Genomic DNA, 25918 nt, shown 5'->3' with positions numbered 1-25918 from the left:
GCGTCTCAGAGTGCGAGGATCGCGGGCACGGTGAGCACGGCGACGTAGTAGCCCATGAACTGGACACCGGCATGCATGCCGATCATCCGGTTGAACAGTCCCCCGACGAGTCCGACAGTGATCGTCACTCCGAGCGCCAGCAGACCGCCTTCATAGAGGCAGATGACGCAGATGAGAGCTGCGAACCCGGCGATGATCGCCTCGTGGGAGACCGACTTCATCACCCAGGTCGCCGCTCGGTGAGCGTTCGTCATCACGAAAGGGTAGGCGATGGCGACGGCGATGATCGCCGCGATAACGGAGAAGAGAGCGAACTGACTAGTCGTGAGCAGGTCGTGGAGATTGTTCGTCGTCCCCGCCTCGGCGTCGAGGGTGTAGACCGGCGGGGCGTTGAACAGGGGTGCCGCGGGCCCGGCGGCCATGGGTGAGAGCGGCAGGCCGATGGCGATGAGCGGGATGAGGGTCTCGGCGATATAGGTCGATTCCGTAGTTCCATTCCTGACAGTGATGACAGTGGTCAGCCGCTCGTAACCGTTCTTGATCCGGCTGCCGACGATTTCGCCCATAAGCACAGCCATCGCGACCGGTGAGAACACGAAAGTGGCGCTGGTAATCGCTGCCGATCCGCTCGTGTAGGCGAGTTGTCGGCCGCTTAGCGCCTTGAAGGGGTTAGGCAGTCTACTGCCACCTTTCGGCCGAACATCAGGAGCTAGATTGAACTCTCGCTTGCCTTCCTGACGCATTGTCCGACGGCCGACAGGCGACATTGCAGAGAACAGATCGAAGATCAGTGGACCCGTGGCGATCCCCAAGAAGAACGACGTCGTGAAAGTCGCTTCCTTCTGCTCCAAGATGAAGGCCTGGAGGCCGACGATGAGCAGAACGAAAGGAATGAGCGCTACAACGGCGGCCAGCTTTCCCTTTGAGGTATAGGCGACGAGGACGGCTGCCGCGATAAAGATCCAAGGAGCGGCGGCACCGATCGCGTCGGCGAATGGCGTGAGTACGAGAGCAAAGACAATTGAGAGCGGTACTGCTATCGCAACCGATATCACCCCGCCAGAGATCGCTTTCTGCAAGGCAATGTGAGGGACGCCCAGGGAGCGCAGAAGCTGAGCTTCGCGCAACATAGGAACGGCGGTGGTATCCCCTGGTATGCCCAGAAGCGTAGTGGGCACAGCGTGGGAAATATGCTTGGCGATGATCGCCGCAAGGAAGAACGCGATGACGCCTGAGGGCGGAACGCCGATCAGGATCACCAGGAGCGCCAGTGGCGCAACAATCGCAGTTTCGTCGGTGCCTGAGATCAGGCCGATACCGGTGAAGAGGACTCCGGCTAGGAGCGCCATCCCAATTGCCCACAGGATGGGTTCAATGAGTTCCGCGCTCACTTCTTCCCGCCTTTCTCCTGGGTGCGGGCCTCATGGTTTTCGACAAGCGCGTCGAAGAGTCCAAGAGCATGAACTTCTTCCTGGAGAGCAGGACGCAACTCGCGTGGGTCGCCCAGGTCCCCATATTCCTCGACGACCTCGTCGATGATCTCCTGCCGGTTGCGCGTGTCGGCCGCCGAGGTGGTGATCACTCTCTTGGGTTTGAACAGAAACCCGGAGATCACGGCCCCGACGATGCAGCCGACGATGCCGACGAGAAGAGCATAGGAGTGACCCAGCGCTTCATCGCCTCCGGCGGCGAAGAGATGATCGGCGATGAGGTAGGCCGGGACTGCTGTCCCGACGGCTATGGCGATACCGCCGATGAGATGTCTGGGGTCGACGGTGTCATTCCACACCTCGAGCAATTGTGGCATCATTGCCTGCCTTCTGTCGGCCGACGGCTGTCGGGAACGTGAACGATGGAACTACCGGCCGAGGACGGCCGATGATGTTGCGGACGGAAGCGGAATGCCGAGCTGCTCGCCCAGCCACTGGCTGACCGTTGCCACGGCGTCGATGTCGACGCCGGTGAAGATGCCCAGACCCTGGAGCATCCAGAGGAGATCTTCGGTGGCCAGGTTTCCGGAAGCTGTGCGGGCGAAGGGGCAGCCACCGATCCCTCCTGCCGATGCGTCGAACTGACTGACACCTGCTTGAAGCGCGGAGTAGACATTCGCAAGCGCCTGGCCATAGGTGTTGTGGGTGTGCAGGGCGATCCGATCGATCGGAATCCCGGCGCCGACCAGGCTATCAAGAACAGCGGTCACATGACCGGGAGTCGCGGTTCCGATGGTATCGCCGAGCGAGATCGTCAGGCAGCCGGCATCGACGAGGCGACGCGCAGCCGTGGCGACGCGCTCAGGATCGACCGCGCCTTCCCAGGGGTCCCCGAAGACCATCGACAGATAGCCCCGCACCCGCATCCCCGCCGCGGTTGCTGCGCGTGCCACCTCGATGCTGCGGTCTGTGGTGTGTTTGAGGGAACCGCCGAGGTTGGCCTGGGCGAACGATTCGGTGACGCTGATGAAGACCGAGGCGTCTTTCGTCCCCGCTGCAACGGCATCATCGAGACCCCTTCGATTCGGGACGAGGACGGGAAACGCGATATCGGAGTCCAGGTCGAGCCCGGCGAGCACCGATCGGGTGTCGGCCATCTGGGGAACGGCCCGCGGAGAGACGAAGCTTCCGGCTTCGATGGTCTTCAGGCCGGCTTCGGAGAGCCGCCGGATCAGTTCGAGCCGGGTTGAGGCAGGAAGTGTGCGTGCTTGCGACTGCAGACCATCTCGAGCGCTGACTTCGCAGACACTGACCGCGGTCGGCAGGTTCGACGACGCGAACTGCTGTGGAAGCTGTGCCGTCATCGCGACACACCGGAGCGGAGTTCGTCGAGGATTGACTGGACCCTGTCGAACCGGAAGGCCCTCTCTTCGATCAGGCGGTCCACGATGATCGCGGTCTCCTCGGCATTCGCTCCGGCAGAGGCAGCGAGGTTCTTCGCATGAAGTGACATATGTCCGCGCTGCACGCCCTCGGTGGCGAGAACTCGCAGTGCCGCGAGGTTCTGCGCCAAGCCGGCGGCGACGATCATTTCGGCGAGCTCCTGTGCGCTCGCCACCTCGGCGATCTGCAGAGCTGTGCGCGCGGCGGGATGGACCTTGGTGGCGCCCCCGACGAGGCCGACCGGCATGGGCATCTCGAGGGTGCCGACCAGGTCGCCGTCGGCATTCCTCTCAAACGCCGAAAGGGAAGAATAGCGGCCGTCGACGAGCGCATGGGAGTGCGCTCCGGCCTCGACCGCGCGGGTGTCGTTCCCGGTGGCGAGGACGACGGCGGAGATGCCGTTCATGATGCCCTTGTTGTGAGTGGCTGCTCGATAGGGATCGGCTGCGGCGAGTTCGTAGGCATGGAGGATGTTGTCGATGACCTCGTCTCCGCCGAGCAGATCCCTGTCGAAGACTGCCCGTGCCCGAGACAGTCGACGGTCCGCCTTGTTGGTGAGGATGCGCAGCAGTGCGTCGCTTCCGGCGATGGCTGCCACGGTTCCGGAGACTGCCTCAGCCATCGTGTTGACCGCATTCGCCCCCATTGCGTCTCGGACATCGACGAGCAGGTGGACGAGAACATACGTCGTCGTCCTCGCCTCGACGAGGCGGACCTCGAGGCCCTTGACTCCGCCACCGACCTCGACGAGCTTGGGGTCCTGCGCATTGGCCAGGTCGATGATCTCTGCTTGGCGTTCGAGGACACGTGTGCGCGCGGCCTGCGGGTCCGCCACGTTGATGAGCTGGATCTGTGCCTGCATGACGGGCTCGGTCGAGCTTGTGAAGAAGCCGCCGTGCGGACGCGCCATTCGTGCTGCGTTGCTGGCGGCGGCGATGACCGAGGCCTCTTCGGTCGCCATGGGTACGAGCACGTCGGTGCCGTTGATCGTGAAGTTGGTAGCTGCGCCGAGAGGAAGCGAGAACACGCCGAAGATGTTCTCGCTGAGGTTGACGGCGTCTTCGGGACCGAAGGCATCCGCATCGAGCTGGCTCAACAGTTGGGGGTCGAGCCCAGTCGAGGCTGCGACGGCTTTCCTGCGATCACCGACCGACATGTTTCGGAAGTCGGCAATTCGGCTGTTCACTGCCATCGTGTATCTCCAGTCAGGTCGTCATTGGCCGACATAGGCTGTCGGTCGGAGTTCCTCCGCAGAGATCAGTCAAACAATGCACGAGTGAATCTGCCATGTCTTTTTCGGATGTGAATATCGCTCTGCTTTGGCTGTTCCAGACATAGAGGCTTAGAAGGATGACTTCAACTTGTCGAGGCGGAGCGCGACCTGGAGGCGGAACGCCCGGTCCGGTGTCTTCCACTCCTGACCGAGCACGAGATCCGCTCTCTCCAGTCGTTGCTTGACGGTGTTGACATGCACTGACATCTGAGTCGCGGTTCTGCGGATGCTCATGCCGGACTCGAAATACTCCCGCAGAGTCGAGAGCAGCTCGGCTGAATGGGTTCGGTCCCATCGGCGCAGCGGCTCGAGCATCCGGTGCATGAATCTCTCCGTCTGCTCCGGCGCGGTGCCGAACATTGCGGTGTAAGGCGCGAAATCCTCCGGGGCAAAGATTCCTTCGCTGATGCCGAGGGAATTGAGGACGCGGATGCACGACCACATTTCGTCCTCGGCAGTGCGCAGCTGCTTCCTGTCGTAATCGGTGTCGGAGATGATCACCAGCGAACTTTCGAGGCGCCCGACTCTTCGAACAGGGTGTCCAGGGTGGGCCTGTCGCGGATCACGGCGCTGGGCAGGAGCACCGTGATCCCGGGGGATCGCTGCGTCATGAGAATGCGCGGCTCGAGGCGGACCAGGCGAGCGGCGATGCGGTCATCGTTTTCGATGTCGCCCTGAATCGTCATGAGTCTCCAGGGTCCGGAGAGGCTGAAGCCGCCGGTTCGGGAACGGGCTTCGAGCTCACTGAGATCACGAGTGCCGGCAATGATGTCGACTGCGAGTTCTCCACGGACTCGGTTCTCGGCATCAGCCCGGGCTTGTTCGTTCATTCGGATGAGCGCGAGCGTCTGCGCCGCCTGGGCGACGATGTTCGCGTCGCCGTCCGCCGGTTCGTCGTCGAAACGCACGAACAGTGCGCTGTGCTGTCGGCGGTGGGATGCCACCGAGGCGACGTACATGTGCTGTGCACCAGCGACCTGCGCGCTTCGGCCTGTCGCCCGACTGTGACTCAGTGCCGTTCGGACGTCCGCATCGTCCACCGTGATGCCGTCGAAGAACGCCTCATCGGCGGGGAAGCTCGGAGAGCCGAGACGTCCGCTGTCGACGACGATCACGTCGGCCTCGAGCAGTTCGGAGATGGCGGCGAGAACTGCGGGGACTCCTTGTCCCTGCAGGACGAGCTGCGTCAGCTGCTCCTCGACCTCGACGAGCCGTTGGAGGGTGCTGGCCTGCGCGGCTGCCGTCTCCTCGGCTTCCGCGGAGGCTTGGGCCGCCTCTGCGAGGTCTCCCATCAGCTGCGCCGTCTTCAGCACCACGGAAGCATGGTCCGCGAGAGCCGACAGCAGGGTGATCTCGTCGGTGGTGAAGTCATGTGGGTAGCGGTTGGCCGCGAAGAGGGCGCCGAGGACTTCGCCGTCGACGAGCATCGGCACTCCGAGGAGTGATTCCATGCGCTCGGCCTTCACCGCGGAGTCGACGCGTCTTTCGTGAGGCAGTCGGGTCAGATCGTAGTTCGACGTCCACTGTGCGGAGCGATCACGCACGACCTGTCCTGCCAGTCCGACGCCGGGAGGCACTCGCAGTTCTTTGAGATTCGCCGAGATCGCTCCGCGACTTGCCTGAACACGCAGGTCGTCGGTCTCCGGATAGTACTGGGAGAGGTAGGCGATATCGCATCCGATGAGTGTTCGGGCACGGTCGACGAGCTTCTGCAGCAGCTTCTCGGTGTCGCGCACGCGGATGAGCTCCGAGGCGCTTTCCAGGAGGGCCGAACGCTCGCGATCTTTCTGCTTCCACCGGGTCATGGTCGCCGAGAGATCGGAGAAGGAGTCGATGAGGTCGGGGTGGTGCTCAAAACAGCGGGCCAGGGCAGCGCGGTCCAGATCTACCCCGCGGGAGAGAGCTCCGACGATCTCGGCCACGGCGGTGGCGGACACGGTCCCCGGCTCATCATCGATCTCTGTCATGAGACCAGTGTCGCAGGGGCTCGGTGCCTCCGCCGCACCCGGCATCGGATGGGTGCTTCGCCCGAGCGATCGACGCCGTCAACCGGCGGCTGCGGCTCCGCGTACCTCATGTTCGCGCACCACAGGCAGCTCGCACGTCGTGGGAGCGACCTGCCGGTAGCCGGAGAGGAACGTGTCGAGGCGTTCGATCGCCTCGGTGAGCACCTCGACCGAGGGCAGGGTGACGAGTCGGAAATGGTCGGGCTTGGGCCAGTTGAAGGCCGTGCCGTGGGAGACGAGGATCTTCTGTTCGCGCAGGAGGTCGAGGGCGAACTGCTCGTCATCGGTGATGCCGAACTTCTCGACATCGAGCTTCGCGAACATGTACAGCGCGCCGTCGGCCCGGTGAGCCGAGACGCCGTCGATCGAATTGAGCCCCTCGTAGGCTACCTGCATCTGCGCGCCGAGGCGGCCGGTCGGCAGAACGAGATCGTCGATCGACTGCTTCCCGCCCAGGGCCGCTTGGATCGCGTGCTGGGCCGGAACGTTCGAGCACATGCGCATATTCGCCAGCAGCTTGATGCCCTCGAGGTAGCTGTGCGCCTCGTCCAGCGGTCCGGTGATCGCCAGCCAGCCGGAACGGTAGCCGGCGACCCGGTAGGCCTTCGAGAGTCCGGAGAAGGTCAGGCACAGAACGTCGTCGCCGGTGAGGGTGGCCATGTTGACCAGCTCGACGCCGTTGTAGGTGATCTTCTCGTAGATCTCATCGGAGAAGACGATGAGGCCGTGGCGGCGGGCGATGTCCGCGATCTTCTGCAGCGTCTCCTTCGAGTACACGGCGCCGGTCGGGTTGTTCGGGTTGATGACGACGATGCCGCGGGTGCGATCGGTGATCCGGGCTTCGAGGTCGGCCAGGTCAGGCTGCCAGGCGTCCTCTTCCGCGCAGCGGTAGTGGACCGGGGTGCCGCCGGACAGTGCCACCGAGGCGGTCCACAGCGGGTAGTCAGGGCCGGGCACGAGGATCTCATCGCCGGGATTGCACAGCGCCTGCAGACTCAAGGTGATGAGTTCGCTGACTCCGTTGCCGAGGTAGACCTCGTCGGTGCCGAGATTGTGGATGCCGCGGGTCTCGTAGTACTGGACGACCGCGCGACGGGCGGAGAGGATTCCCCGCGAGTCGGAATAGCCCTGCGTCACCGGCAGGTTCGCGGCGATGTCCTGGACGATCGCCTCGGGGGCTTCGAATCCGAAGGGGGCAGGGTTGCCGATGTTGAGCTTGAGGATCGTGTGCCCGGCGGCTTCCATCGCCTGGGCCTCTTCGAGGACGGGTCCTCGAATGTCATAGAGGACATTGGCCAACTTCGACGACTGCCTGAACATGTGAACCGGAAAACCTTTCATACGACTGCTGCTACCTCCACGCTAGGACCCCCGCCGAGGTGGTTCTGACCAAACAGAGGCCCGTTTCCCAGACCTTTGCTCGGTTCGGAGGACCGTTGTGCAGACCTTTTGCAGATGGGGCTCACGATACTCTGGGAGGCATGGCGGATGTGAACCCGGGGCCCCGCCGGAGAGGGCGCCCGCGCAAGGACAGCAGCAGCGACGCGCGGACGGCGATTGCTGACGCCGCCTCGGCCGAATTCGCCGAAAAGGGCTATGACAAGACGTCGATTCGCGGCATCGCCCGTCGGGCCCAGGTCGACTCCGCGCTCGTCCACCACTACTTCGAGTCCAAGGCCGGACTGTTCGCCGAGGTGGTCAAGCTTCCCGTGCGACCGGACCGCATCGTCCGCTCGGCCTTGGATACCGACGATGACCGCCTCGGCGAGTCCCTCGTGCGCACGGTGCTCAGCGCCTGGGAACGTTCGACCGTGAAGTCTATCGGGGTGACAGTTCTGCGCTCTGCCGTGAGCGACTCGGCGGCCGGCCGTCTGATCAGGCAGTTTCTGCTGCGTGAGCTCAAAGGAGCGGTGGCGGGCAGGCTCGAGTCGAGCGGCGTCGACCCGGCAGAGGCGGATGTTCGGGCCACTCTCGTCCTCACCCAGATGGCGGGTGCGCTCATCTTCCGCCACGTCCTCGAACTCGAACCGCTGGCGTCGATGCCGGTCGACGATCTCATCGCACGACTGGCACCGGCGGTGCAGTGCCATATCGATGGGGTCGGCGACGTGGAATGAGCCCGCTGGGCTCCAGCGCGGCCGCCGCTGACCGGTGAAGGGGCGGCGGTCATGAGATCTCTTCGTGAGAACCCTTGACCACAGCACTCCCGGATACCATATTCATCACATGATGAATAATTCGGTGGAAGCCCGAGGACTGACGATCCGCCGTGGCCGCACGACAGTCATCGATTCACTGGACCTCGCGGTGTCCAGAGGCGATATCGTCGGGCTGTTGGGGCCCAGCGGCAGCGGGAAGACGACGCTGATGCGCGCCATCGTCGGGGTCCAGATCGTCGCGGGCGGGCGGGTGCAGGTGCTGGGCCGGGCCGCCGGATCTGCGGATCTGCGGCATCGGGTCGGCTATATGACCCAATCGGCGAGCATCTATGAGGACCTGAGCGTGCGGGCGAATCTGCGCTACTTCGCACGGGTGCAGGGAGCGTCGAAGGCCGATGTCGAGCGGGTCCTCGAGCGGACGGACCTGACCGGTCAGGCCGATCAGATGGCCAGGACGCTGTCGGGCGGTCAGGCCAACCGGGTGTCCTTGGCCGCGGCGATGCTCGGATCCCCGGACCTGCTGGTCCTCGACGAACCGACCGTGGGTCTCGATCCTGTTCTGCGCAGTGATCTGTGGGACCTCTTCCGCGGCCTCGCCGACGAGGGGACGACTCTGCTGGTCTCGAGCCATGTCATGGATGAGGCGACGCGCTGTGATCGGCTGCTGCTCATGCGGGAGGGGGCGATCATCGCCGATACGACACCGAATGATCTGCTCGCCAGCACGGGGGCCGCCTCGGCGGAGGAAGCGTTCCTCGACATCATCGAAGCGGATGCGAACGGGGCGGGACCGTCCGGACGGAGCCGTCGGTCGGGGACCCGACTGCTCTCCCGAGGCGGTCGCGGCGGCGCGGGCCGCGGCGCGGGGAAGGGAGGCCGGCGATGAGCCCGCTGCGCACTCTGGCGACGACGGGACGTGTGCTCGTCCAGATCCGGAACGATCCGCGCACGATCGCCCTGCTGCTCATCGTGCCGAGCCTGCTGATCGGGCTCGTGGCCTGGATCTTCGCCGAGACCGAGGTGTTCGCCGACATCGGGCCGGCGATGCTTGCGCTCTTCCCGTTCATCGTCATGTTCCTCGTCACGAGCATCGCGACCCTGCGCGAACGCCGCAGCGGAACGCTCGAACGTCTGCTGTCGATGCCGTTGGGGCGCGGCGAATTCATCCTCGGCTACACCCTCGCGTTCGGCCTGCTCGCCGTCGTGCAGACGGCCGTGGCCGTCGGCTACGCGACTCTGGTCTGCGGTCTCGAGATCGACGGGCCGGTCTGGCTGCTCTTCGTCGTCGCGATCGCCGACGCGCTGCTGGGCACGGCCTTGGGCCTGCTGGCCAGTGCTTTTGCTCGCACAGAGTTCCAGGTCGTGCAGTTCATGCCGGTCTTCGTGTTCCCGCAGATCCTGCTCGGCGGGATCTTCCTCCCGCGCGATCAGCTGCCCGATGTGCTCGAAGTGATCGGCGACTGGCTGCCGCTGTCCCATGCGATCGATGCGCTGAGCGCGGTGTCGACGGGCAGTGAGGACGATGCCTACATCTGGCTGCGGGTGCTCTTTATCGCCTGCTGGATCGTCGGCGCCGTCATCGTCGGCTCGCTGACGCTGCGACGCCGGACGCCGTGAGCGATACGTACAGAGGCCGCGGTCGGCTACCACGAGATCTGACGACGAAGGCGGGCCGTCTTTGGTGACTTGTGCAGTGGCGCGAAGGTGACAATGGTGCCAGTCTGAGCACATGGAGCAGGTGAGAGAGATCCCGAGTCTGCTGCTGTTGGCGGCCGGCAGCGGAACTCGGATGGGCGGGCCGAAGGCACTGCTCAAATACGCGGACGGCACCGCGCTGCTGACCGTGCAGGTCGAAAGGATGCTGACCGCGGCTACCGCCCGAGGATGCGACTCGAACGTCATCGTCGTGCTCGGCCCGGCGGCTGATCGGGCCTCCCGACTGGTGCCGGGCCGAGCACGGATCGTCGAGAACCCTGAGCACCGACAGGGCCTGAGCACCTCGCTGCGCGCTGGGCTGAGCGCGGTGCCGAACATAGCTGCCGGAGTCGTCATCTCTCTGCTCGATCTTCCCGATGTCCCAGCTGAGGCCTACGGTCGCCTGCTCGATGCGACGGTTCCGGAGCACCTCGCCCGCGCACACTGGAACTCGGTTCCCGGTCACCCCGTCGGCCTCGGTCGTGCACACATCGCCGAAGCGCACGCGGCCGCTGCCGGGGACGAAGGACTGCGGGTCATGCTCCGCCGCCACTCCAGCCGCGGCGGCGTCTCCGGCATCGAATGCGCGGACCTGCTGCCAGCCGGTCGAGACGGGCTGGCCGACATCGACACCCCGGAGGCCGCAGCCCGATTCGGACTGCACCTCGCAGACATCCACTCATGAACGGAAGCTCATCGTGAAACCACAAGCCAGAGCGGACAGGATCGGCATCGTCTCCGGAACCGGGAAGACAGGCCGTGCCGTCGCGGCAGCTGTGAGCTCCGCAGGCGGCGTGCCAGTGACTTTGGGGCGGGCAGACCTCGCCGATCCCATCACCGCGCTGCAGGGATGCCGATCCGTCTACCTCATGGCGCCGAACCTGCACAGCGATGAAGTCGGCTTCATCGAGATGCTCCTTGGGGCTTGCCACGCCGCCGGTGTCGAACGGATCGTCTACCACTCGGTGGCCTCACCATACGCCCCGGCGATGCCGCACCATCTCGCCAAGGCCGAGTCCGAGGACCGCGTGCGCCGCAGTTCGCTGCCCTTCACCATCGTCGAACCCTGCGCGTATATCGACAACTTCCTGCCCGGGCTGCGCGGTCATGACCCTCAGATCACCGTCCCGTACGACCCGGATACTCCCTTCGGGCTCATCAGCCTGCGCGACGTCGGTGAAGCGGCCGCGCACCTGCTCGCAGGCGACAGTCATATCGGGGCGACTCTCGAAATCGGCGGACCGCAGCTCGTGACGGTGCGCGATGTGGCCCGAGCCGCGGAGGCAGTGCTCGGCACCGAGGTGGCTCTCGAGGTGACGAGTCCACGCGCGTGGGCGGCCGGGCAGGAGCACAACGGCAGCGGACTCGATGCGCGCGAACGAGAATGGCTGACGGCGATGTTCGCCTACTATGACCGCTATGGCCTGCCCTGTGGGGCGGCGGGGATCCCCGCCATCCTCGGACGAGATGCTCGCGGCCTCGACGAGGTGCTCGCGGAGGAGCTGCTCGTCGCCTGAGGCGAGTCCCGCCGCACGAGTCACCACCCGCCACGTGACTGTGAAATCTCGCCAACAAGCTTCGTGCTATTTGTCAGCTCTTGCCGGTTCAGTGAGCCCAGTCACAGGGAAAGATGGTGACAAATCCCACGCGACCAGGAAGGACGACGATGTCGCCCAACGCTCCTCGAATCCGCATCGGCATCGATACCGGTGGAACATTCACCGATATCGTCGCCTTCGACGAAACCAGCGGCACACTGACGACGACGAAGACGCCGTCGACGCCTTCGAACCCGGCCGACGGCTTCATCAACGGCATCGACAAAGTGCTGGCGATGCTCGGCGATTCCGTCACAGCGGAGCACATCAGCGCTGTCAGCCACGGAACGACTGTGGCCACCAACCAACTCCTCGAAGGCAAGCTCGACCGCCTCGGCTTCATCACGACCGAAGGCTACGAATTCGTCCTCGAGATCGCACGTCAGGCAGTGCCCGACGGCTACGGCAACTCGTACTTCTGGGTCAAGCCGGAGCGCATCGTCCCTGCCGATCTGGTCAAGACCGTCTCGGGGCGTCTCGATTTCGAGGGCGGCGAAGTCCGCCCGTTCGACGAGGCTCAGGCGCGCGAGGTCGCCCAGTGGTTCAAAGATCAGGGCGTCATGACACTGGGCGTGAACTTCCTCCACGCCTACGCCAACCCGGCTCACGAGCAGAAGATGCGCGAGATCCTCACCGAGATCCACCCTGAGGCGACGGTGTCGTTGAGCTCCGAGGTGCTGCGAGAGTATCGAGAGTACGAGCGGTCGATGACGACGCTCGTCGACGCGGCCGTCAAGCCGAAGGTCTCGAAGTATGTGCGCAACATCCACGACCGCCTCGACGCCTACACCGGCGTCGGCGCAGACTCCGCGCTGCCGTTCTACATCATGAAGTCCAACGGCGGAGTCCTGTCTGCCGAAGAAGTCGTCAACCAGCCGATCACCACCGTACTCTCCGGCCCGGCCGCTGGAGCCCTTGGCGCCGGTCTCATCGCCCGGGAAGCCGGATTCGACAAGGTGCTCACCTGCGACGGCGGGGGTACCTCGACGGATGTCACCGTCGTCATCGACGGTGAGCCGGCCCTGACGACCGAAGGCAGCGTCGGCGTATACCCATCGAAGATCCCGATGATCGACGTTGTGACCGTCGGCGCCGGCGGCGGATCGATCGCGTGGACGACCCCAGAGGGCCAGCTCAAGGTCGGTCCCCAGTCGGCGGGCGCCGACCCGGGCCCCATCTGCTACGGAAACGGCGGCACCGAGCCGACGATCACCGATGCCCACGTCTACCTCGGGCGGATCCCGCCCCACCTCCTCGGCGGAGAAATCCCGCTCGACGTCGAGGCCGCCAGGTCCGGCATCGACGAGATCGCTCAGCGACTCGGGCTGACCGCGGAGAAGGCGGCAACCGGCATCCTCGAGATCTCAGCCTGGAACCAGGCGAATGCTCTGCGTCAGATCTCGGTGCAGCGGGGGCTCGATGTCCGCGACTTCATGCTCGCAACTTTCGGCGGATCGGGCTCGCTGCTCGCCTGCACCCTCGTCGACGTCCTCGACCTCGCCGGAGTCGTCGTTCCTCTCAACCCCGGCAACGTCTCCGCCTTCGGTCTGCTCACCGTCGACGTGAAGAACGACTACGTGCAGACACATGTCAGCCGCGATGACCGCCTCGATATCGACGAGGTCTCCGCGATCTTCGCGGGACTGACGCATCGGGCTGCCGAGGCTCTGGACAACGAGGGCTTCCCGAGCGACGACCACCAATTCGACCGCACGGTCGACCTGCGGTACTTCGGACAGGCCTTTGAAGTCCGCGTCCCTGCGCCGGCGGGGCCGATCACCAGGGACTGGGCCGATGAGGTCACACAGGCATTCCACGCCGAGCACCGCAAGCTCTACGGCTACGACTTCGCCGACAAAGACGATCAGTTCGTCGAATGGGTCAACCTCAGGGTGTCCGGTATCGGGCCGATCACCCGGCCCCAGACCCGCCACATCGAGTCGGCAGAGAATGCGCCGGCTCTCGACGAGAGGGCACAGACCGGTCGCCGCCCCGTCTGCTTCGACGCGGCCGAGGACTTCGTCGACACCCCGGTCTACTGGCGTGAGCACCTGCTCAACGGCGATGAGATCGTCGGACCGGCGGTCATCGAGGAGTTCGGCTCCACGGTGCCGCTCCATCCGAATTTCACCGCGCGCATCGATCGCGCCGCGAACATCATCATCACCCGCACGACCGGTCAGGAGGACAGCAAATGACCACCACAGCTGCAGGCACATCGGCCGTCGACTCGGGATCGATGCTGCGCACCGAAGCCCTGAAGGGCCAAGAGCTCGCCGACTACATCGCCGCCTCACCGATCAACCCCGCAGGGCTGCCGACCGCCTATGAGCACGGCAATCGCCTGACCGCGCCGGGGTCGAGCGTCGATCCGATCATCGTCGAGATCGTCGAAGGCACACTCGCGAGCGTGGAGATGGAAGTCGAAACCTCGATAGCGCGCACTTCACGTTCGCCGATGATCCGCGACGCCCACGACTTCCGTGCAGGCATCCACGATCGCCAGCTGCGCAAGCTCACGGGGCGCTCATACTCAGCGCTGGTCCATCCGGTCGTGCGTGACTTCCCCATCGAGGAGATGCGGGAAGGGGATGTCTTCTTCCACAACGACGTCTACGAATCCGAAGGCGGCATCGGCCACCTCCCTGATATGTGCGTGACCGTTCCTGTGTTCGCCGAAGGGCGCGTCGTATGCTTCGTCCAGGCCTTCGGCCACCATGACGACATCGGAGGCGCCTGCCCGGGTTCGATGCCTTCGGGGGCCACGAGCGTCTTCGAAGAGGGGCTGATGATCCCGCCGATCAGACTCTGGTCCGAAGGCACCCCGAACGCCTCAGCACTGCGGATCATGACGCGCAATTCACGGATGCCCGATTCGCTTTCGGCCGACCTCGACGCCGAATGCTCGGCCTGCCTCATGGGGGCGCGCCGTCTGTCCGAGCTCTTCACCCGCTATGGAGTTGAGACCGTCGAAACCGCCTTCGACACGATTCTGCAGAATTCCACCGAGATCTATCGCCGCGAGATCCTGTCGAAGATTCCGGACGGCCAATATGTCTGGGAGGACTACGCGGAGCACGACGGCGTCTCCGACCCGATGCTCCACACGCAGCGCATCACCTTGACGAAGACGGCGACCGGCGGTCCCGACGATGGCCCCCGACTCATCGTCGACTTCACGGGAACAGCCGCGCAGGCGGCAGGCCCGATCAACCACTGCGGAGACTATGTGGGAGGGAACTTCCTCAAGAAGTGGCTCGCCCCGATCCTGCGCAATCTCGCCGATACCCCTGAGCGCATGGCCGAGCTCGATGTCAACGAGGGGATCGTCCCCCTCATCGAGATGCGATTCCCGGAGAAAGGCACCCTGCTCACTCCTGAATTCCCCGGCCCGACCAATGCGCGCACATTCGTCATCCTCCGCCTCCTCGGTGTCCTCGCGGGCGTCGTCGCCAAGGCCGTGGACGGTCGCATGCCGGCTGACCAGGAGACGATCCGCTACACCGGTGTCTACGGGAAGGATCGAGACGGCAAGGACTACCTCATGCGCGAGGTCCTCGGCGGGGGATCGGGCGGACGCTACTACTCCGATGGCGAAGACACAATCCATGTCGTCCCGGATTCTCGGAACCTGCCGACGGAATTCACGGAGTCCCGCTTCCCCTTCCGTGTCGAGCGGCTCGGACTGGCTGTCGACTCGGGCGGTGCAGGCCGCTACCGTGGGGGCCTCGGCTACGAAAAGCACATTCGGATGCTCAAGGACGCTCACTTCATGTCGATCGCCGACCGCTCGATCTTGGCCTGCTGGGGTGTCAAGGGAGGAAAGGCAGGCCGACCGTTCCAAGTGACCATCGACCCGGGCGGTCCGAACGAGCGTGAGGTCGATGCGCTCGCCGACGCCGAAGAGATCCGCGCCGGAGAGATCGTGCGCATCAGAACCACCGGCGGGGGAGGCTGGGGAGACCCCCTCGATCGTCCGAGCGACGAAGTTCTGCGTGACGTGCGATGGGGCAAGGTGAGCATCGACGGCGCCCGTGAGGCCTACGGTGTCGTCATCACCGCCGACCTGAGTTCCACGGTCGGCGCCGATGCGGCCGGCGTCGACGATGCACAGGTCGATGAGGCGGCAACGCAGACGCTGCGTGCGCAGATGCGCGGTGACCGTGAGGAGAACAGGCCCTTCTTCGACCGGGGACCCGGCTACGCTCAGCTCTCCGGCGATGGGTCCGCAGCCGCGGCGGTCGACTGGCTGTGAGAGTCCTCGTCGCCCTCGGGGGCAACGCGATGACGGGACCGGGCGGAGACGCCTCTCCGCCCGCCCAGCAGCGTGCGATCGCCGCCGCGGCAGCTCATCTGGCCGACCTCACAGCAGCCGGACATGAACTCGTCATCACCCATGGGAACGGCCCGCAGGTCGGGAACATCCTGCGCAAGAACGAACTCTCAGCGCACGAACTTCCGCCGGTGGGCTTGGACTGGTGCGGAGCGCAGACACAGGGCACGCTCGGGTTCACGATCGTGAGCGAACTCGAACGTGAACTCTGCACCCGGGGACTCGACAGCAAGGTCGCCGCTGTGGTGACGCGGACGGTCGTCGACCCTGACGATCCTGCGTTCGCCGACCCGGTCAAGCCGATCGGCTCGTACCAAGACGCTGCCTTCGCCGCCGAGATGACGGCGCACGGACAGACGTGGAAGGACTTCGGGGAGAAAGGATGGCGCCGGGTTGTGGCCTCGCCCAGACCGGTGGAGATCCTCGAGACTCCGATGGTCTCTTTCCTCGCCGATTCCGGTTGGGTCGTCGTCGCTGCGGGCGGCGGCGGGATCCCCGTTGTTCCTGCAGAAGGAGGAAGCACCGGGATCTCCGCCGTCATCGACAAAGACCTCAGTGCCGCGAAGCTCGCCGCCTCAGTCGGCGCCGACCTGCTCATCATCGCCACCGATGTCCCCTGTGCCGTTGCCGGCTACGGCACACCTCAGGCACGCGACGTCGGAGCCGTGAGCGCGGCACAGCTCAAGGAGCTGCGCAGCACAGGCACATTCGCCTCCGGGTCGATGGGGCCGAAGGTCGACGCGATCATCGACTTCGTCGACAACGGCGGACAGCGAGCCGTCATCACCGAGCTCGCCCAGCTCGCGGCCGCCGTGTCCGGAACTGTCGGCACCGTGGTGACCTCGGACGATCGGTAGAATCAAGTCAGAGGAGACGATGGCGACATGACGATTTTCAGTGATCCCCGATCCCTGGAGCAGGCATTGGAACGGGCAGGACACATCGTCACGTCCGAACTGGCGACCGCCTGCGTGCTCGCCCATCGGCTCGGGAAGCCGCTCCTGTGCGAAGGCGTTCCGGGCGTCGGCAAGACGAGCTTGGCTCGAGCGCTCGCCCGCGCCTCAGGTGGCCCGCTCATCCGCCTGCAATGTCACGACGGTCTCGAATCCAGCCAAGCTCTCTATGACTGGGACTTCGCGAAGCAGATCCTCCATGTGAGAACGATCGAAGCGGCCTCGACGGTGGCGGGCGAGCCGATCGATGCGCTGCGCCTCGACGACGAACTCCACGATCGAGCTTTCCTCCTGGCGCGCCCGATACTGCAGGCCATCGAAGACTCACAGGGTCTGGGATCAGACGATCCGAGGCCCGTGCTGCTCATCGACGAGGTCGACCGCGCAGGAGACGAATTCGACGCTCTTCTGCTCGAAGCCCTCGCCGACTGGTCGATCAGCATCCCCGAACTCGGCACGATCTCGACCGAGACCCCTCCGCTGGTCATCCTCACCTCGAACCGCACGCGAGATCTCCACGATGCGCTGCGCCGACGCTGTCTCTACCACTGGTTCGAACAACCGGATGCCGCAGCAGAATCACGGATCTTGTCGCTGCATGTGCCACAGGCGGAGTCGTCCCTGCGCGAGGCTGTCATCGATGCGGCGAATCGACTGCGCAGGGTCGATCTCATCAAACCGCCCGGGACAGCGGAGACCATCGATTGGCTCCGGGCCCTGCACAGCCTCGGTCTCGAAGAACTCGATGAACCGTCGGCAGCCGCGACCCTCTCCGCTGTCCTCAAGGAAGCGGATGACCTCGATCCCGCCGGCTCTGCCCTGAGATCACTCGGAGGCGGCAGCCGGTGACGAACCTTGCAGACACGCTGATCCTCCTGAGTGCCCGGTTGCGCGCGGCGGGACTGCCGGCAGATATGGAAGCGGTGCGCTCGCTGCTCACGGCAGCGGCATCCCTCGATCCGTTCGACCCGCGACAGATCCGCGCCGCGTCGCGGTCGCTGACGTGCACCCGGCACGAGCATCTGCGCATCCATGACGCTGTCTTCGACTCGACCTTCGGACTCCGGGTCGCGGGCGCAGCAGAGGATTCCGGGATCCAGGTTGAGATCCCCCAGCCGCATCTCAGTCTCGACGGCGCCGGTGAAGCCGAGTCGGCCGAGATCACGGCGGCCAGCCGCCGGGAGCGGTTGCGCCACGTCGATCTCGGACTCGACGACACTGCCGAAGCCGCAGCCCTCATCGACCGCCTGACCTTCGGACGTCCACTCGGATCGCCGTACAGGTCACGGCCCTGGCATGCCGGCGACATCGACTCACGCCGCATGCTGCGCCAGCTCGTCAGAGCCGAGGAACTCTCGTCCATCCCGCGCCGACGCTCCCTCCACCGTCTGCGCCAAGTCACCCTCGTCGCCGATGTGTCGGCATCGATGTCGCCCTGGCGCGAGTCCGTGCTCAGGTTCCTCGACCGCGGCGCCGACCAGCTCAGGGCGCGCTGCTTCACCGCAGGTACACGGCTGACCAGGGTGGACAGACCCCACGCCAGCGCGAACACACGGTCGGGTCGCGGTCGTCTGCGAACGGGATTGACCGATGTCCTCGACGCGGGGAGCGGGACCCGCCTCGGCGATTCTCTGGGTGAGCTGCTCACCGGTCGCAGAAAGGACCTCGTCCGGGGCAGCGTTCTCGTCGTCATCAGCGATGGCTGGGAGCAGGGCGACTGCGCGGAGCTGGAACGATCGTGCGCACGCCTGGCCCGACTCAGCCACAGGTTCCTCTGGGTGAATCCACGCGCCGGACGCGCGGGGTTCGCAGCCCGCACGCGAGGACTGAGCGTCGCCGCCGTTCACGCTCACGCGGTTCTGCCGGCGACGACCGTCGCGCAATGGCAGGTGGCGGCGGATGCGATCGCCGCACGAGCCCAGCACCACGGCGAGCGCTCTGCCGTCAGAGGCGGATCGGAGGTCCGCGCGTGAACGAGGCCGCATCCATCCTCAGCTGGCTCGGTGCTCATCGCGACTTCGCACTCGCCGTGGTGACGAAGACCTGGTCATCGGCACCGCGACCCGCCGGCGCGATGATGGCCGTCGCCGCAGACGGCGAAGTCATCGGCAGCCTGTCCGGCGGGTGCGTCGAATCCGCCGTGCACGAACTCGCCCTCGACTGTCTGGCAACCCGTCGCGCGGCCACGGCGCACTATGGCACGAGTGACGAGGACGCCTTCGCAGTCGGGCTCGCCTGCGGCGGTCAGATCGACGTGCTCGTCACGCCCGTCCTCGATGGAGCACAGGCGTCGAGTCTGCGGATCTACCTCGAGGCGGTCGCCGGTGCACAGGCCGCAGCCCTCGCCCTCGAGCTGCCGGGCCCCACCGAGGAGGTCAGCGGCAGCCTGAGCGGACCCAGCCGCAGTCTCGCTCTCGACGAGCACGGGATCGTGCACGGGGACTTCGGCCACCCCCGCCTCACTGAGCACATCGCCACCGACGCGGCAGCGATGATCGCCGCCGGATCCACTGGAACTCTCGAATTCGACGACACGGGTCGGCGCCTCGGCGCGGGCACCCGCATCTTCGTGACGACCTCGACCCCACCGCCGAGGCTGCTCATCTTCGGAGCGATCGACTATGCGGCCGCGTTGGCGGAGTTGGGGCGCTTCCTCGGATATCACGTGACGGTCTGCGACGCGAGGGAGGTCTTCACCACCTCCGCACGGTTCCCCGCAGCTCACGAAGTCGTGGTCAGCTGGCCCCACCGCTACTTCGCCGCCGAGGCGGCCGCCGGACGAGTGAACGACTCCACCGTCGTCGCGGTGCTCACCCACGACCTCAAGTTCGATGTTCCCGTCCTCCTCGAAGCGATCCGTTCGGAGGCCGGCTACGTGGGCGCTCTCGGCAGTCGACGCACCCACGCTCAGCGCACAGATGCCCTGCGCGAGGCCGGTGCCGCCGAGGCGGAGATCGCCCGGATCCACGGACCGATCGGCCTCGACCTCGGTGCCAGATCGCCCGAGGCCACTGCGCTCTCGATCTTCGCCGAGGTGCTCGCCGAGGTATCGGGCGCAACCGGCGCCTCACTGAGGACGACGACCGGCCAGATCCACCGCTGACGGCGCACTTCGCCATCCCCGACGGCGCATCCCGCGTTCGCCGACGGCGCATCCCGCGTTCGCCGACCACGCCTCTCGTGGGGTGCACTGCGCTCGGGTCAGGTGAGCGGAGCGCATTCAGGGTCGGGTGAGACGCGCTGTGCGTTCAGTCCCTCGACGGCGGTGGTGAAGCATTCCATCGGCGGGGTGACGAGACCCGCGCCCACCTGACCGACGCCGGCCACCTTCCCCGCCATGCCCGTGTTGATCTGCGGCAGCACCTGCGTGCGGAGCACCTTCGTGAGATCGATTCCGCTGGGAACCCCACGGAATTCGAGCACGGGGATCTGGTGCTGCGGATGCTCGCCGAGAGTGATCTCGTACATCCGCCGCGTGGTGTCGACTGCGAAGGCGACGTCCCCTCCGACCAAGCGCACGACCGCGGGAGCCGCAGCCATCGCGAGGCCGCCGATTCCGGCTGTCTCCGTGATGGCCGAGTCGCCGATGTCGGGATTGGCATCGTCGACACCGTAGGACCCCAGATAGAGTCCCTCGGCGATCTGTGCCGGGCCCGTGTACCACTGGTCGCCGGTGCCGGCGAGCTGAATGCCGAAGTCCGTGCCGTTCCGGGCCATGGTGACGACGAGTGTGGAGCCGGGGATGCCCTTCGCCGCCGCCATGGCGAGCTTGCATGTGGGCATGACGAGATTGAGAGCGAAATAGTCGTTGGCGCCGAGGAAGCGCGCGACCTCGGCGAGGTCGTCGGCAGGGAAGTCCAGAGTGAACAGAGTCGGCATGATCTCGCGGAGGAAGAGCAGCGTCGCAGTCCGGTTGCGATTGTGTCCCTCGTCTCCGGACTGGAGCATCTGCGTGACGTAGCTCTTCGTGTCCAGCGGTCCCGTGGCCTTGAGCGCTGCCGCCAGCACCGGACCGAGCACATCGCGCATCCATCGCAGGCGAGTGAGCACTTCTTCGCTGTTCGCCCCGTAACGCAGCACCTTGCCGAGGCCTTCGTTGAGCGAACAGTAGGCGCGGTTGCCGTAGACGGGGTCGACGAGCTCGAACATCCACATCGAGGGGCTGACGACTCCCGCCATCGGGCCGACGGCGTCACGAGAATGGCAGGGTGCGAAGGAGAAACGTCCGTCGGCGAGCCCGGCTTCGGCCTCGTCGAGCGTGTCTGCGAGTCCCTCGAAGACGACTGCTCCGGCCAAGGCCCCGCGCATCGGTCCTGAAGCCCGCTCCCATTCCAGCGGCGGGCCGGAGTGGAGGAATTCGTTCTCGCGCAATCCCAGGCATTCGCTGGCCGGCCGCAAGCCGACGAGCTCTGCTCCAGCCGCGAGCATGCGCTCCATCGCCACGGCGTTCGCCTCGTGCCGGCGCGAGTCGGCCATGGCCGAGTAAAGTGCGACCGGGTCCCCGAGGGGCGGCTTCCAGTCGACCTCGGTCACGTCCACTGCCTGGGCGCGCAGTGCCTCGGCGAAGAGTCCGAGACCCACGGAGACGACCGCGGGAGCGGTCTCCAGCAGGCCGGACAGCGGTGCCGCGGCTGCAGAATCATTCGACCGCCGTGCGGTGGGCGTGGCACCGGCGGCCGGCTGGCCGGTCACCGCTGATCCTCGCTCGGAGACCGCAGTGTCAGCGTGTCCGAGGTGGGCGAGCGCCCGATGACTGGCCTCGGCGTTGGAGAGGAACACCTCGGCGCCGGCAGAGGTGAGAGCATTCGCTGCGACCTCGAGACCCTGAGGGTCGGCATCCGTGCCGATGAGGCTGACGACGACGGGGAGATCGTGTCCGGCCTCAACAGCCGACGTGCGCACCTCTGAGATCGCAGCGGCGAGATCACCAGCAGGATCCGGATGTGCCCCGTAACCGAGGACGAGGTCGAGCAGAAGCACACCTGCGCGGGGCCCGAGGTCCCGAATCGCCTGCAGGCGCAGTGAGGGGTCGATCATCGGATGTGCGCGCCCGGCGGTCATCTCGTCATCGCCGAAGTCGATGACGGTATGGGTTTCGCCGCTCGCTTCGGTCCCGCTCACGTACGGGGCGCCCGGAAGCGGAATGTTCGAGGTGATCGGGCCGAGCGCGGACCGGGCGATGAGCATCGCCTCGTCGGCGAGGGTGCCTCCGCAGAAGAGGCCGATGAGCGAGCCCGAACGCGGCGTCGGGGATCCGGAGACTCCCCAATTCGGCCATACCGGGACAGTGTGCCCGGCGGCCGCAAGGGTGGATTCGACTCCCGCTGTGAGGTTGGGCGAATCGGGGCCGAGAACCGCCCAGGTGACCGTGACGCCGAGTTCGGCAGCGAGAGCTTCCATCTCTGCGACCACTCCGGTGTCGGCCGGCTTCGACACGACGAGGATCTGCTCGGTGTCGGCATCGGCGGCGAGAGCTCGCAGCGCCTGGCGGGCGCTGATGCCGCCCACTTCACGAGACAGATCGCGACCGCCGGTGCCGATGAGGTGGCTGACGCCGACTCCGGCCGCGTCGAGAAGGACCGACACCTGTTGGGCGCCCGTGCCCGAGGCCGCGATGACGCCGAAGCTGCCCTGGCGGACCTGGTTGGAGAACCCGAGACCCACTCCGGAGATGATCGCCGTTCCGCAGTCGGGGCCCATGACGATGAGATCGTCGGCGGCAGCGCGTGTCTTGAGGTCGACCTCGGTCTCCAGATCGACATTGTCGCTGAACAGCAGCACGGAGGAGCCGGAATCCAAGGCTGCGAGGGTCTCGACTCCGGCATACGCGCCGGGAACGGAGACGAAGGTGAGAGCGGCATCGGATCGGGCTGCAGCGGATTCGACTGTGAGTGCCGGCTGCACGGTTCCGCCGAGGCCCGACGCGTCGCGGCCTGCGGCGGCAAGCCTGTCGAAAGCCGCGTCCACGGCAGCCAGTCCTGCGGCGAGCGCCTCCTCGGACCGAGCGTTCACCGCGATGAGCAGATCGTTCGGAGTCATGTCTTCTTCGATGCTGAATCCTGCGGCGCAGATGAGCTCGAGATTGAGCTCGGAGCCCATGCCGATGAGGGCATCGTCGACTCCCTCAGTGGCCTTGATATCCGTTGACACCTGCATGAGAGCAACGGAGTCGACATAGACGCCGTGTCGAACGATCAGTGAACGAGGCATGGTGAGGATCCTTTCGAAGAAGACTCTGTCACGGAGCGGAGCGGAGAATGCGGAGCGCGGGTGCCCGAGGCGGTGGTGAGCACGGAAAGGAAGCCGGTGAACAGATCATGACCGGAGCTGTGGCCGATCCTGTCGAGAGGCTCCAGAACGTCGCCGACGAGGGATTCGCCGCCGGAGGTTGAGGCGTGGAGGCGGTGGCAGGTACGGATTGCGGCTGCGACCGCGGGCACGCAGAAGCCGGAGACCGCGGCACGGATGAGCGCGCCGGAGATGACGGGAGTCATCGTCGCCAGCGGCATCGGATCGAGGACTTGCCGCAGCAGATCCACGTCCCTGTCTTTCCCCAGGCAGCGGAGGCCGAGAGCGATTCCGCACAAGGCGTCGTCGCCGCTGGGGGTGCTGCCGGTCCCGAACCCGACAAGTGCCTTCACACCGGCTTGAGCACCTGCCGCATCACCTGTGCACAGCGCCGATGCGAGAGCGAGGGAGCGGTCCGCAAGATCGGGAGATCCCGGGTGCAGGCGCCTGCTCAGCTCCGTGACGCGTGCGCGGTCGATGTCGGGCCAACGGAGCGCGGGAACCCGCATCGGCCGGTGTTCGCGGACGACATCGACGGTGAAGTCGGGCAATTCGATCTCTCGGATGACCGGCGGTTCTGTCGGCTGGCTGCCGTGCGCAGCCGTGCGTGGGTGCGAGCTCTGCGGCCGAGCCGGTGGGGGCTCCCAGACAACCGATGCGCGGGTCCCGGTCTGCAGAGACCGAAGATGGGTGCTGTCGAGCGTGGGAACGACGACGCCGAAAGGCAGCACCATGGCCTCGGGCCCCATGATCGGGAGCATCCACCGGTGAGGTGGTGCGTGAGGGCCGGGGTCGTCGACGGCGAGGTAGAAGCCGGAAGCGAAGGTCTGAATGACCTCGGCTTCGCACGTGAGATCGCGCTGTGCGGTCGGGCGACGCGAGGCACGCGCGGTCGCATCCCCTGGGATCCTGGGACACGGCAGCACCGAGGCGGTGCCAGGCAGAATCACGGACCGAGACCTCATTTCGACAGAGTATCCCGGCCTGCTATCGTCAATGGATGTCAAATGATGCCAAGGAATCGATTGCCAGTCAGCAGGAATTGACATCCATGGTTCGCGGTGACCGCACATTCGCCTCCGGGACCTTCACGGTCGCCGATGTTCTCAAGCTGCCGAGCATGCAGGGCACACGGCTCGTCGCCGGTGCCTCGGGGCTCGAGCGGCCGGTGGAGATGACCAACGTCATGGAAGTCCCCGACATCCTGCCCTGGGTGAAGCCGCACGAGCTGCTGCTGACCACCGCATACCCGATCCGCGAGCATCCTGAGAACCTCGCCGGTCTGCTCGAGACCTTCGACGAGCATGGAATCTCGGCGATCGGAATCAAATCGGGACGCTATATGGCAGAGATTCCCGATTCCGCGATCGCCGCAGCCGACTCCCTCGGCCTCCCCCTCATCCACCTGGGCGAAGGCGTGGGGTTCGACGAGATCATGCACGAGGTGCTCACCGGCAGCCTCGACAGGCGGGCGAAGGTCATCGCGCGGACGGAACAGACGATGCGCGAACTCGTCGACGTCATCATCGGCGGAGGAGAATTGGATGATGTGTGTCGGATGCTCGCGCAGTGGACTGGGGTGGCCGCCGCAGTGACGACGCTCGACGGTCGGGTGCGGTCGATCTGTTCAAATGCAGGCGACTACTCGAACGATGATGTCCTCGGACTGTCGTGTTTCGACTCCTCCGGCCGCTTCCGGGTCGAAGATGAACCGTCCGGACGCAGTCGCCCTGGACCCGTATCGGGTCCTACCTGGGCGAACGTCGTCATCGAAGGTGGCCGCCGGTCCGACAGTGAGGTGCCGACGAATTCGCAGACGCTCGGTCGCGTCGTTGCCTTCAGCGATCGGAAGCTGGGCGCAGACGACTTCCGACTGCTCGAACAGGCCGCGGCGGCTGCCGCTTTGGTCATCACGCGTGAGCGGGCCATCACGGAGGTCGAGAGCAAATATCGCACCGACTTCGTCCTCGAGGTGCTGCGCGGGCACATCGTGTCGACGGACAGAGTGCTCTCACGTGCGGACTCTCTGGGGTGGAACCTCAATCGCCCGATCAGCGTGGCTGTCGCTGAGATCGATACCGAATCCGACATGACCGAAGCCCGAGACAAACGTGCGATGCAATCTTTGTTCTCCGACGCCTGGGCGAAGACCGTCGCCCAGCACGATCCGCACGCAGCGGTCGTCGGATCGGGTGACCAGGTGATCCTGCTGCTGGCAGCGGAATCACGCGAGGACGTCATCGCACGTCTGCGTGATTTCTCATCGTCGGTCCGCGGACTGGGCGGGGGCGGTCGGCGGGAGTTCTCCGTCGGAATCTCTCGTCCGGCCGATGACGTCTCACGATTGGCCGCGGCCTATCAGGAGGCCATGCGCGCCTTGGAGGTCGGGCGTCAGCTCGCTGGCGGCCAGGGGCTTCGCCACTATGATTCGCTGGGAGTCTATCGACTGCTGCTGCAGGTCGGAGAGCAGGCCGAGCTGCGGAGATTCGCCGAGGAGGTCCTGGGGCCGCTTGCTACCGACGCCAAAGAGGAATATGCGGGTCTGCGTGAGACTCTGCAGATGCTGCTCGACCACAATCTCAATGTTGCGGAGACCGCCCGTGCGCTCTTCTTCCACTACAACACGCTGCGCTATCGGATCAGCAAACTCGAGAACATCGTCGGTCCCTTCACCGAAGATCCAGGTCTGCGCCTGTCTCTGGCGCTCGCACTCCAGATCATGAAGCTGCCGTGATCGCAG

At 65.6% G+C, this 25918-nt stretch carries 21 protein-coding genes; 12 read left to right on the top strand and 9 right to left on the bottom strand.

Features of this window, described 5'->3' with window-relative positions; translation table 11 throughout:
- Positions 1–5: 5 nt before the first annotated feature.
- From LJ362_RS16390 to LJ362_RS16360, 7 genes are all read right to left on the bottom strand, one after another.
- Positions 6–1349, bottom strand: coding sequence for a tripartite tricarboxylate transporter permease (locus tag LJ362_RS16390; protein WP_264800073.1), 1344 nt, complete (start codon positions 1347–1349; stop codon positions 6–8).
- 38 nt (positions 1350–1387) lie between these two features.
- Positions 1388–1810, bottom strand: coding sequence for a hypothetical protein (locus LJ362_RS16385; RefSeq protein ID WP_064485735.1), 423 nt, complete (start codon positions 1808–1810; stop codon positions 1388–1390).
- 48 nt (positions 1811–1858) lie between these two features.
- Positions 1859–2794: a hydroxymethylglutaryl-CoA lyase gene (locus tag LJ362_RS16380; RefSeq protein WP_264800072.1), complete on the bottom strand. Its 936-nt coding sequence runs from the start codon at positions 2792–2794 to the stop codon at positions 1859–1861.
- Positions 2791–4065, bottom strand: coding sequence for a hydroxymethylglutaryl-CoA reductase, degradative (locus LJ362_RS16375; RefSeq protein WP_264800071.1), 1275 nt, complete (start codon positions 4063–4065; stop codon positions 2791–2793). Before LJ362_RS16375 ends, LJ362_RS16380 begins: the two co-directional genes overlap by 4 nt.
- A gap of 150 nt (positions 4066–4215) precedes the next feature.
- Positions 4216–4647, bottom strand: coding sequence for a helix-turn-helix domain-containing protein (locus tag LJ362_RS16370; RefSeq protein WP_264800070.1), 432 nt, complete (start codon positions 4645–4647; stop codon positions 4216–4218).
- Positions 4644–6113, bottom strand: coding sequence for a GAF domain-containing protein (locus LJ362_RS16365; RefSeq protein ID WP_264800069.1), 1470 nt, complete (start codon positions 6111–6113; stop codon positions 4644–4646). Before LJ362_RS16365 ends, LJ362_RS16370 begins: the two co-directional genes overlap by 4 nt.
- A 78-nt stretch (positions 6114–6191) precedes the next feature.
- A complete protein-coding gene (locus LJ362_RS16360) occupies positions 6192–7472 on the bottom strand; it encodes a pyridoxal phosphate-dependent aminotransferase (RefSeq protein ID WP_264800068.1) in 1281 nt (426 codons plus the stop codon).
- A 161-nt stretch (positions 7473–7633) separates the two neighbouring features.
- Between LJ362_RS16360 and LJ362_RS16355 the strand changes: the two genes are divergently transcribed.
- The 11 genes from LJ362_RS16355 to LJ362_RS16305 all read left to right on the top strand — a co-directional run bounded on the left by LJ362_RS16355 (position 7634) and on the right by LJ362_RS16305 (position 19993).
- Complete coding sequence (locus tag LJ362_RS16355) at positions 7634–8269, top strand: TetR family transcriptional regulator (protein WP_264800067.1); 636 nt, start codon at positions 7634–7636, stop codon at positions 8267–8269.
- A gap of 109 nt (positions 8270–8378) precedes the next feature.
- Positions 8379–9197, top strand: a complete 819-nt coding sequence (locus LJ362_RS16350) for an ABC transporter ATP-binding protein (RefSeq protein ID WP_264800066.1) — start codon at positions 8379–8381, stop codon at positions 9195–9197.
- On the top strand, positions 9194–9928 hold the full coding sequence (locus tag LJ362_RS16345) for an ABC transporter permease (RefSeq protein WP_264800065.1): 735 nt from the start codon (positions 9194–9196) through the stop codon (positions 9926–9928). The genes LJ362_RS16350 and LJ362_RS16345 overlap by 4 nt, the downstream gene beginning before the upstream one ends.
- A gap of 112 nt (positions 9929–10040) precedes the next feature.
- Positions 10041–10691, top strand: a complete 651-nt coding sequence (locus tag LJ362_RS16340) for an NTP transferase domain-containing protein (protein WP_264800064.1) — start codon at positions 10041–10043, stop codon at positions 10689–10691.
- 13 nt (positions 10692–10704) lie between these two features.
- A complete protein-coding gene (locus LJ362_RS16335) occupies positions 10705–11523 on the top strand; it encodes an NmrA family NAD(P)-binding protein (RefSeq protein WP_264800063.1) in 819 nt (272 codons plus the stop codon).
- A gap of 149 nt (positions 11524–11672) precedes the next feature.
- Positions 11673–13802 carry a hydantoinase/oxoprolinase family protein gene (locus tag LJ362_RS16330; protein WP_264800062.1) on the top strand — a complete coding sequence of 710 codons (2130 nt, stop codon included), beginning with the start codon at positions 11673–11675 and terminating at the stop codon, positions 13800–13802.
- Positions 13799–15859 carry a hydantoinase B/oxoprolinase family protein gene (locus LJ362_RS16325; protein WP_264800061.1) on the top strand — a complete coding sequence of 687 codons (2061 nt, stop codon included), beginning with the start codon at positions 13799–13801 and terminating at the stop codon, positions 15857–15859. Before LJ362_RS16330 ends, LJ362_RS16325 begins: the two co-directional genes overlap by 4 nt.
- Complete coding sequence (locus tag LJ362_RS16320) at positions 15856–16794, top strand: carbamate kinase (protein WP_264800060.1); 939 nt, start codon at positions 15856–15858, stop codon at positions 16792–16794. The genes LJ362_RS16325 and LJ362_RS16320 overlap by 4 nt, the downstream gene beginning before the upstream one ends.
- 27 nt (positions 16795–16821) lie before the next feature.
- Positions 16822–17739: an AAA family ATPase gene (locus LJ362_RS16315; protein ID WP_264800059.1), complete on the top strand. Its 918-nt coding sequence runs from the start codon at positions 16822–16824 to the stop codon at positions 17737–17739.
- Complete coding sequence (locus tag LJ362_RS16310) at positions 17736–18863, top strand: VWA domain-containing protein (RefSeq protein ID WP_264800058.1); 1128 nt, start codon at positions 17736–17738, stop codon at positions 18861–18863. Before LJ362_RS16315 ends, LJ362_RS16310 begins: the two co-directional genes overlap by 4 nt.
- The gene (locus LJ362_RS16305; RefSeq protein WP_264800057.1) at positions 18860–19993 is read left to right on the top strand and encodes an XdhC family protein; all 1134 of its coding nucleotides are present in this window, start codon (positions 18860–18862) and stop codon (positions 19991–19993) included. Before LJ362_RS16310 ends, LJ362_RS16305 begins: the two co-directional genes overlap by 4 nt.
- A 98-nt stretch (positions 19994–20091) precedes the next feature.
- Here LJ362_RS16305 and LJ362_RS16300 read toward each other — a convergent pair whose 3' ends face one another.
- Together LJ362_RS16300 and LJ362_RS16295 are read right to left on the bottom strand one after the other, a co-directional pair.
- Complete coding sequence (locus LJ362_RS16300; protein ID WP_264800056.1) at positions 20092–23100, bottom strand: DUF1116 domain-containing protein; 3009 nt, start codon at positions 23098–23100, stop codon at positions 20092–20094.
- Positions 23085–24128, bottom strand: a complete 1044-nt coding sequence (locus tag LJ362_RS16295; protein WP_264800055.1) for a DUF2877 domain-containing protein — start codon at positions 24126–24128, stop codon at positions 23085–23087. Before LJ362_RS16295 ends, LJ362_RS16300 begins: the two co-directional genes overlap by 16 nt.
- Before the next feature lie 50 nt (positions 24129–24178).
- Between LJ362_RS16295 and LJ362_RS16290 the strand changes: the two genes are divergently transcribed.
- Positions 24179–25912, top strand: coding sequence for a PucR family transcriptional regulator (locus LJ362_RS16290; protein WP_264800054.1), 1734 nt, complete (start codon positions 24179–24181; stop codon positions 25910–25912).
- Positions 25913–25918 lie beyond the last annotated feature (6 nt).

This window comes from Brevibacterium sp. JSBI002 (assembly GCF_026013965.1).
In the GTDB taxonomy this organism is placed as follows: Bacteria; Actinomycetota; Actinomycetes; order Actinomycetales; family Brevibacteriaceae; genus Brevibacterium.
This window is presented reverse-complemented; position numbering and strand designations above follow the sequence as displayed.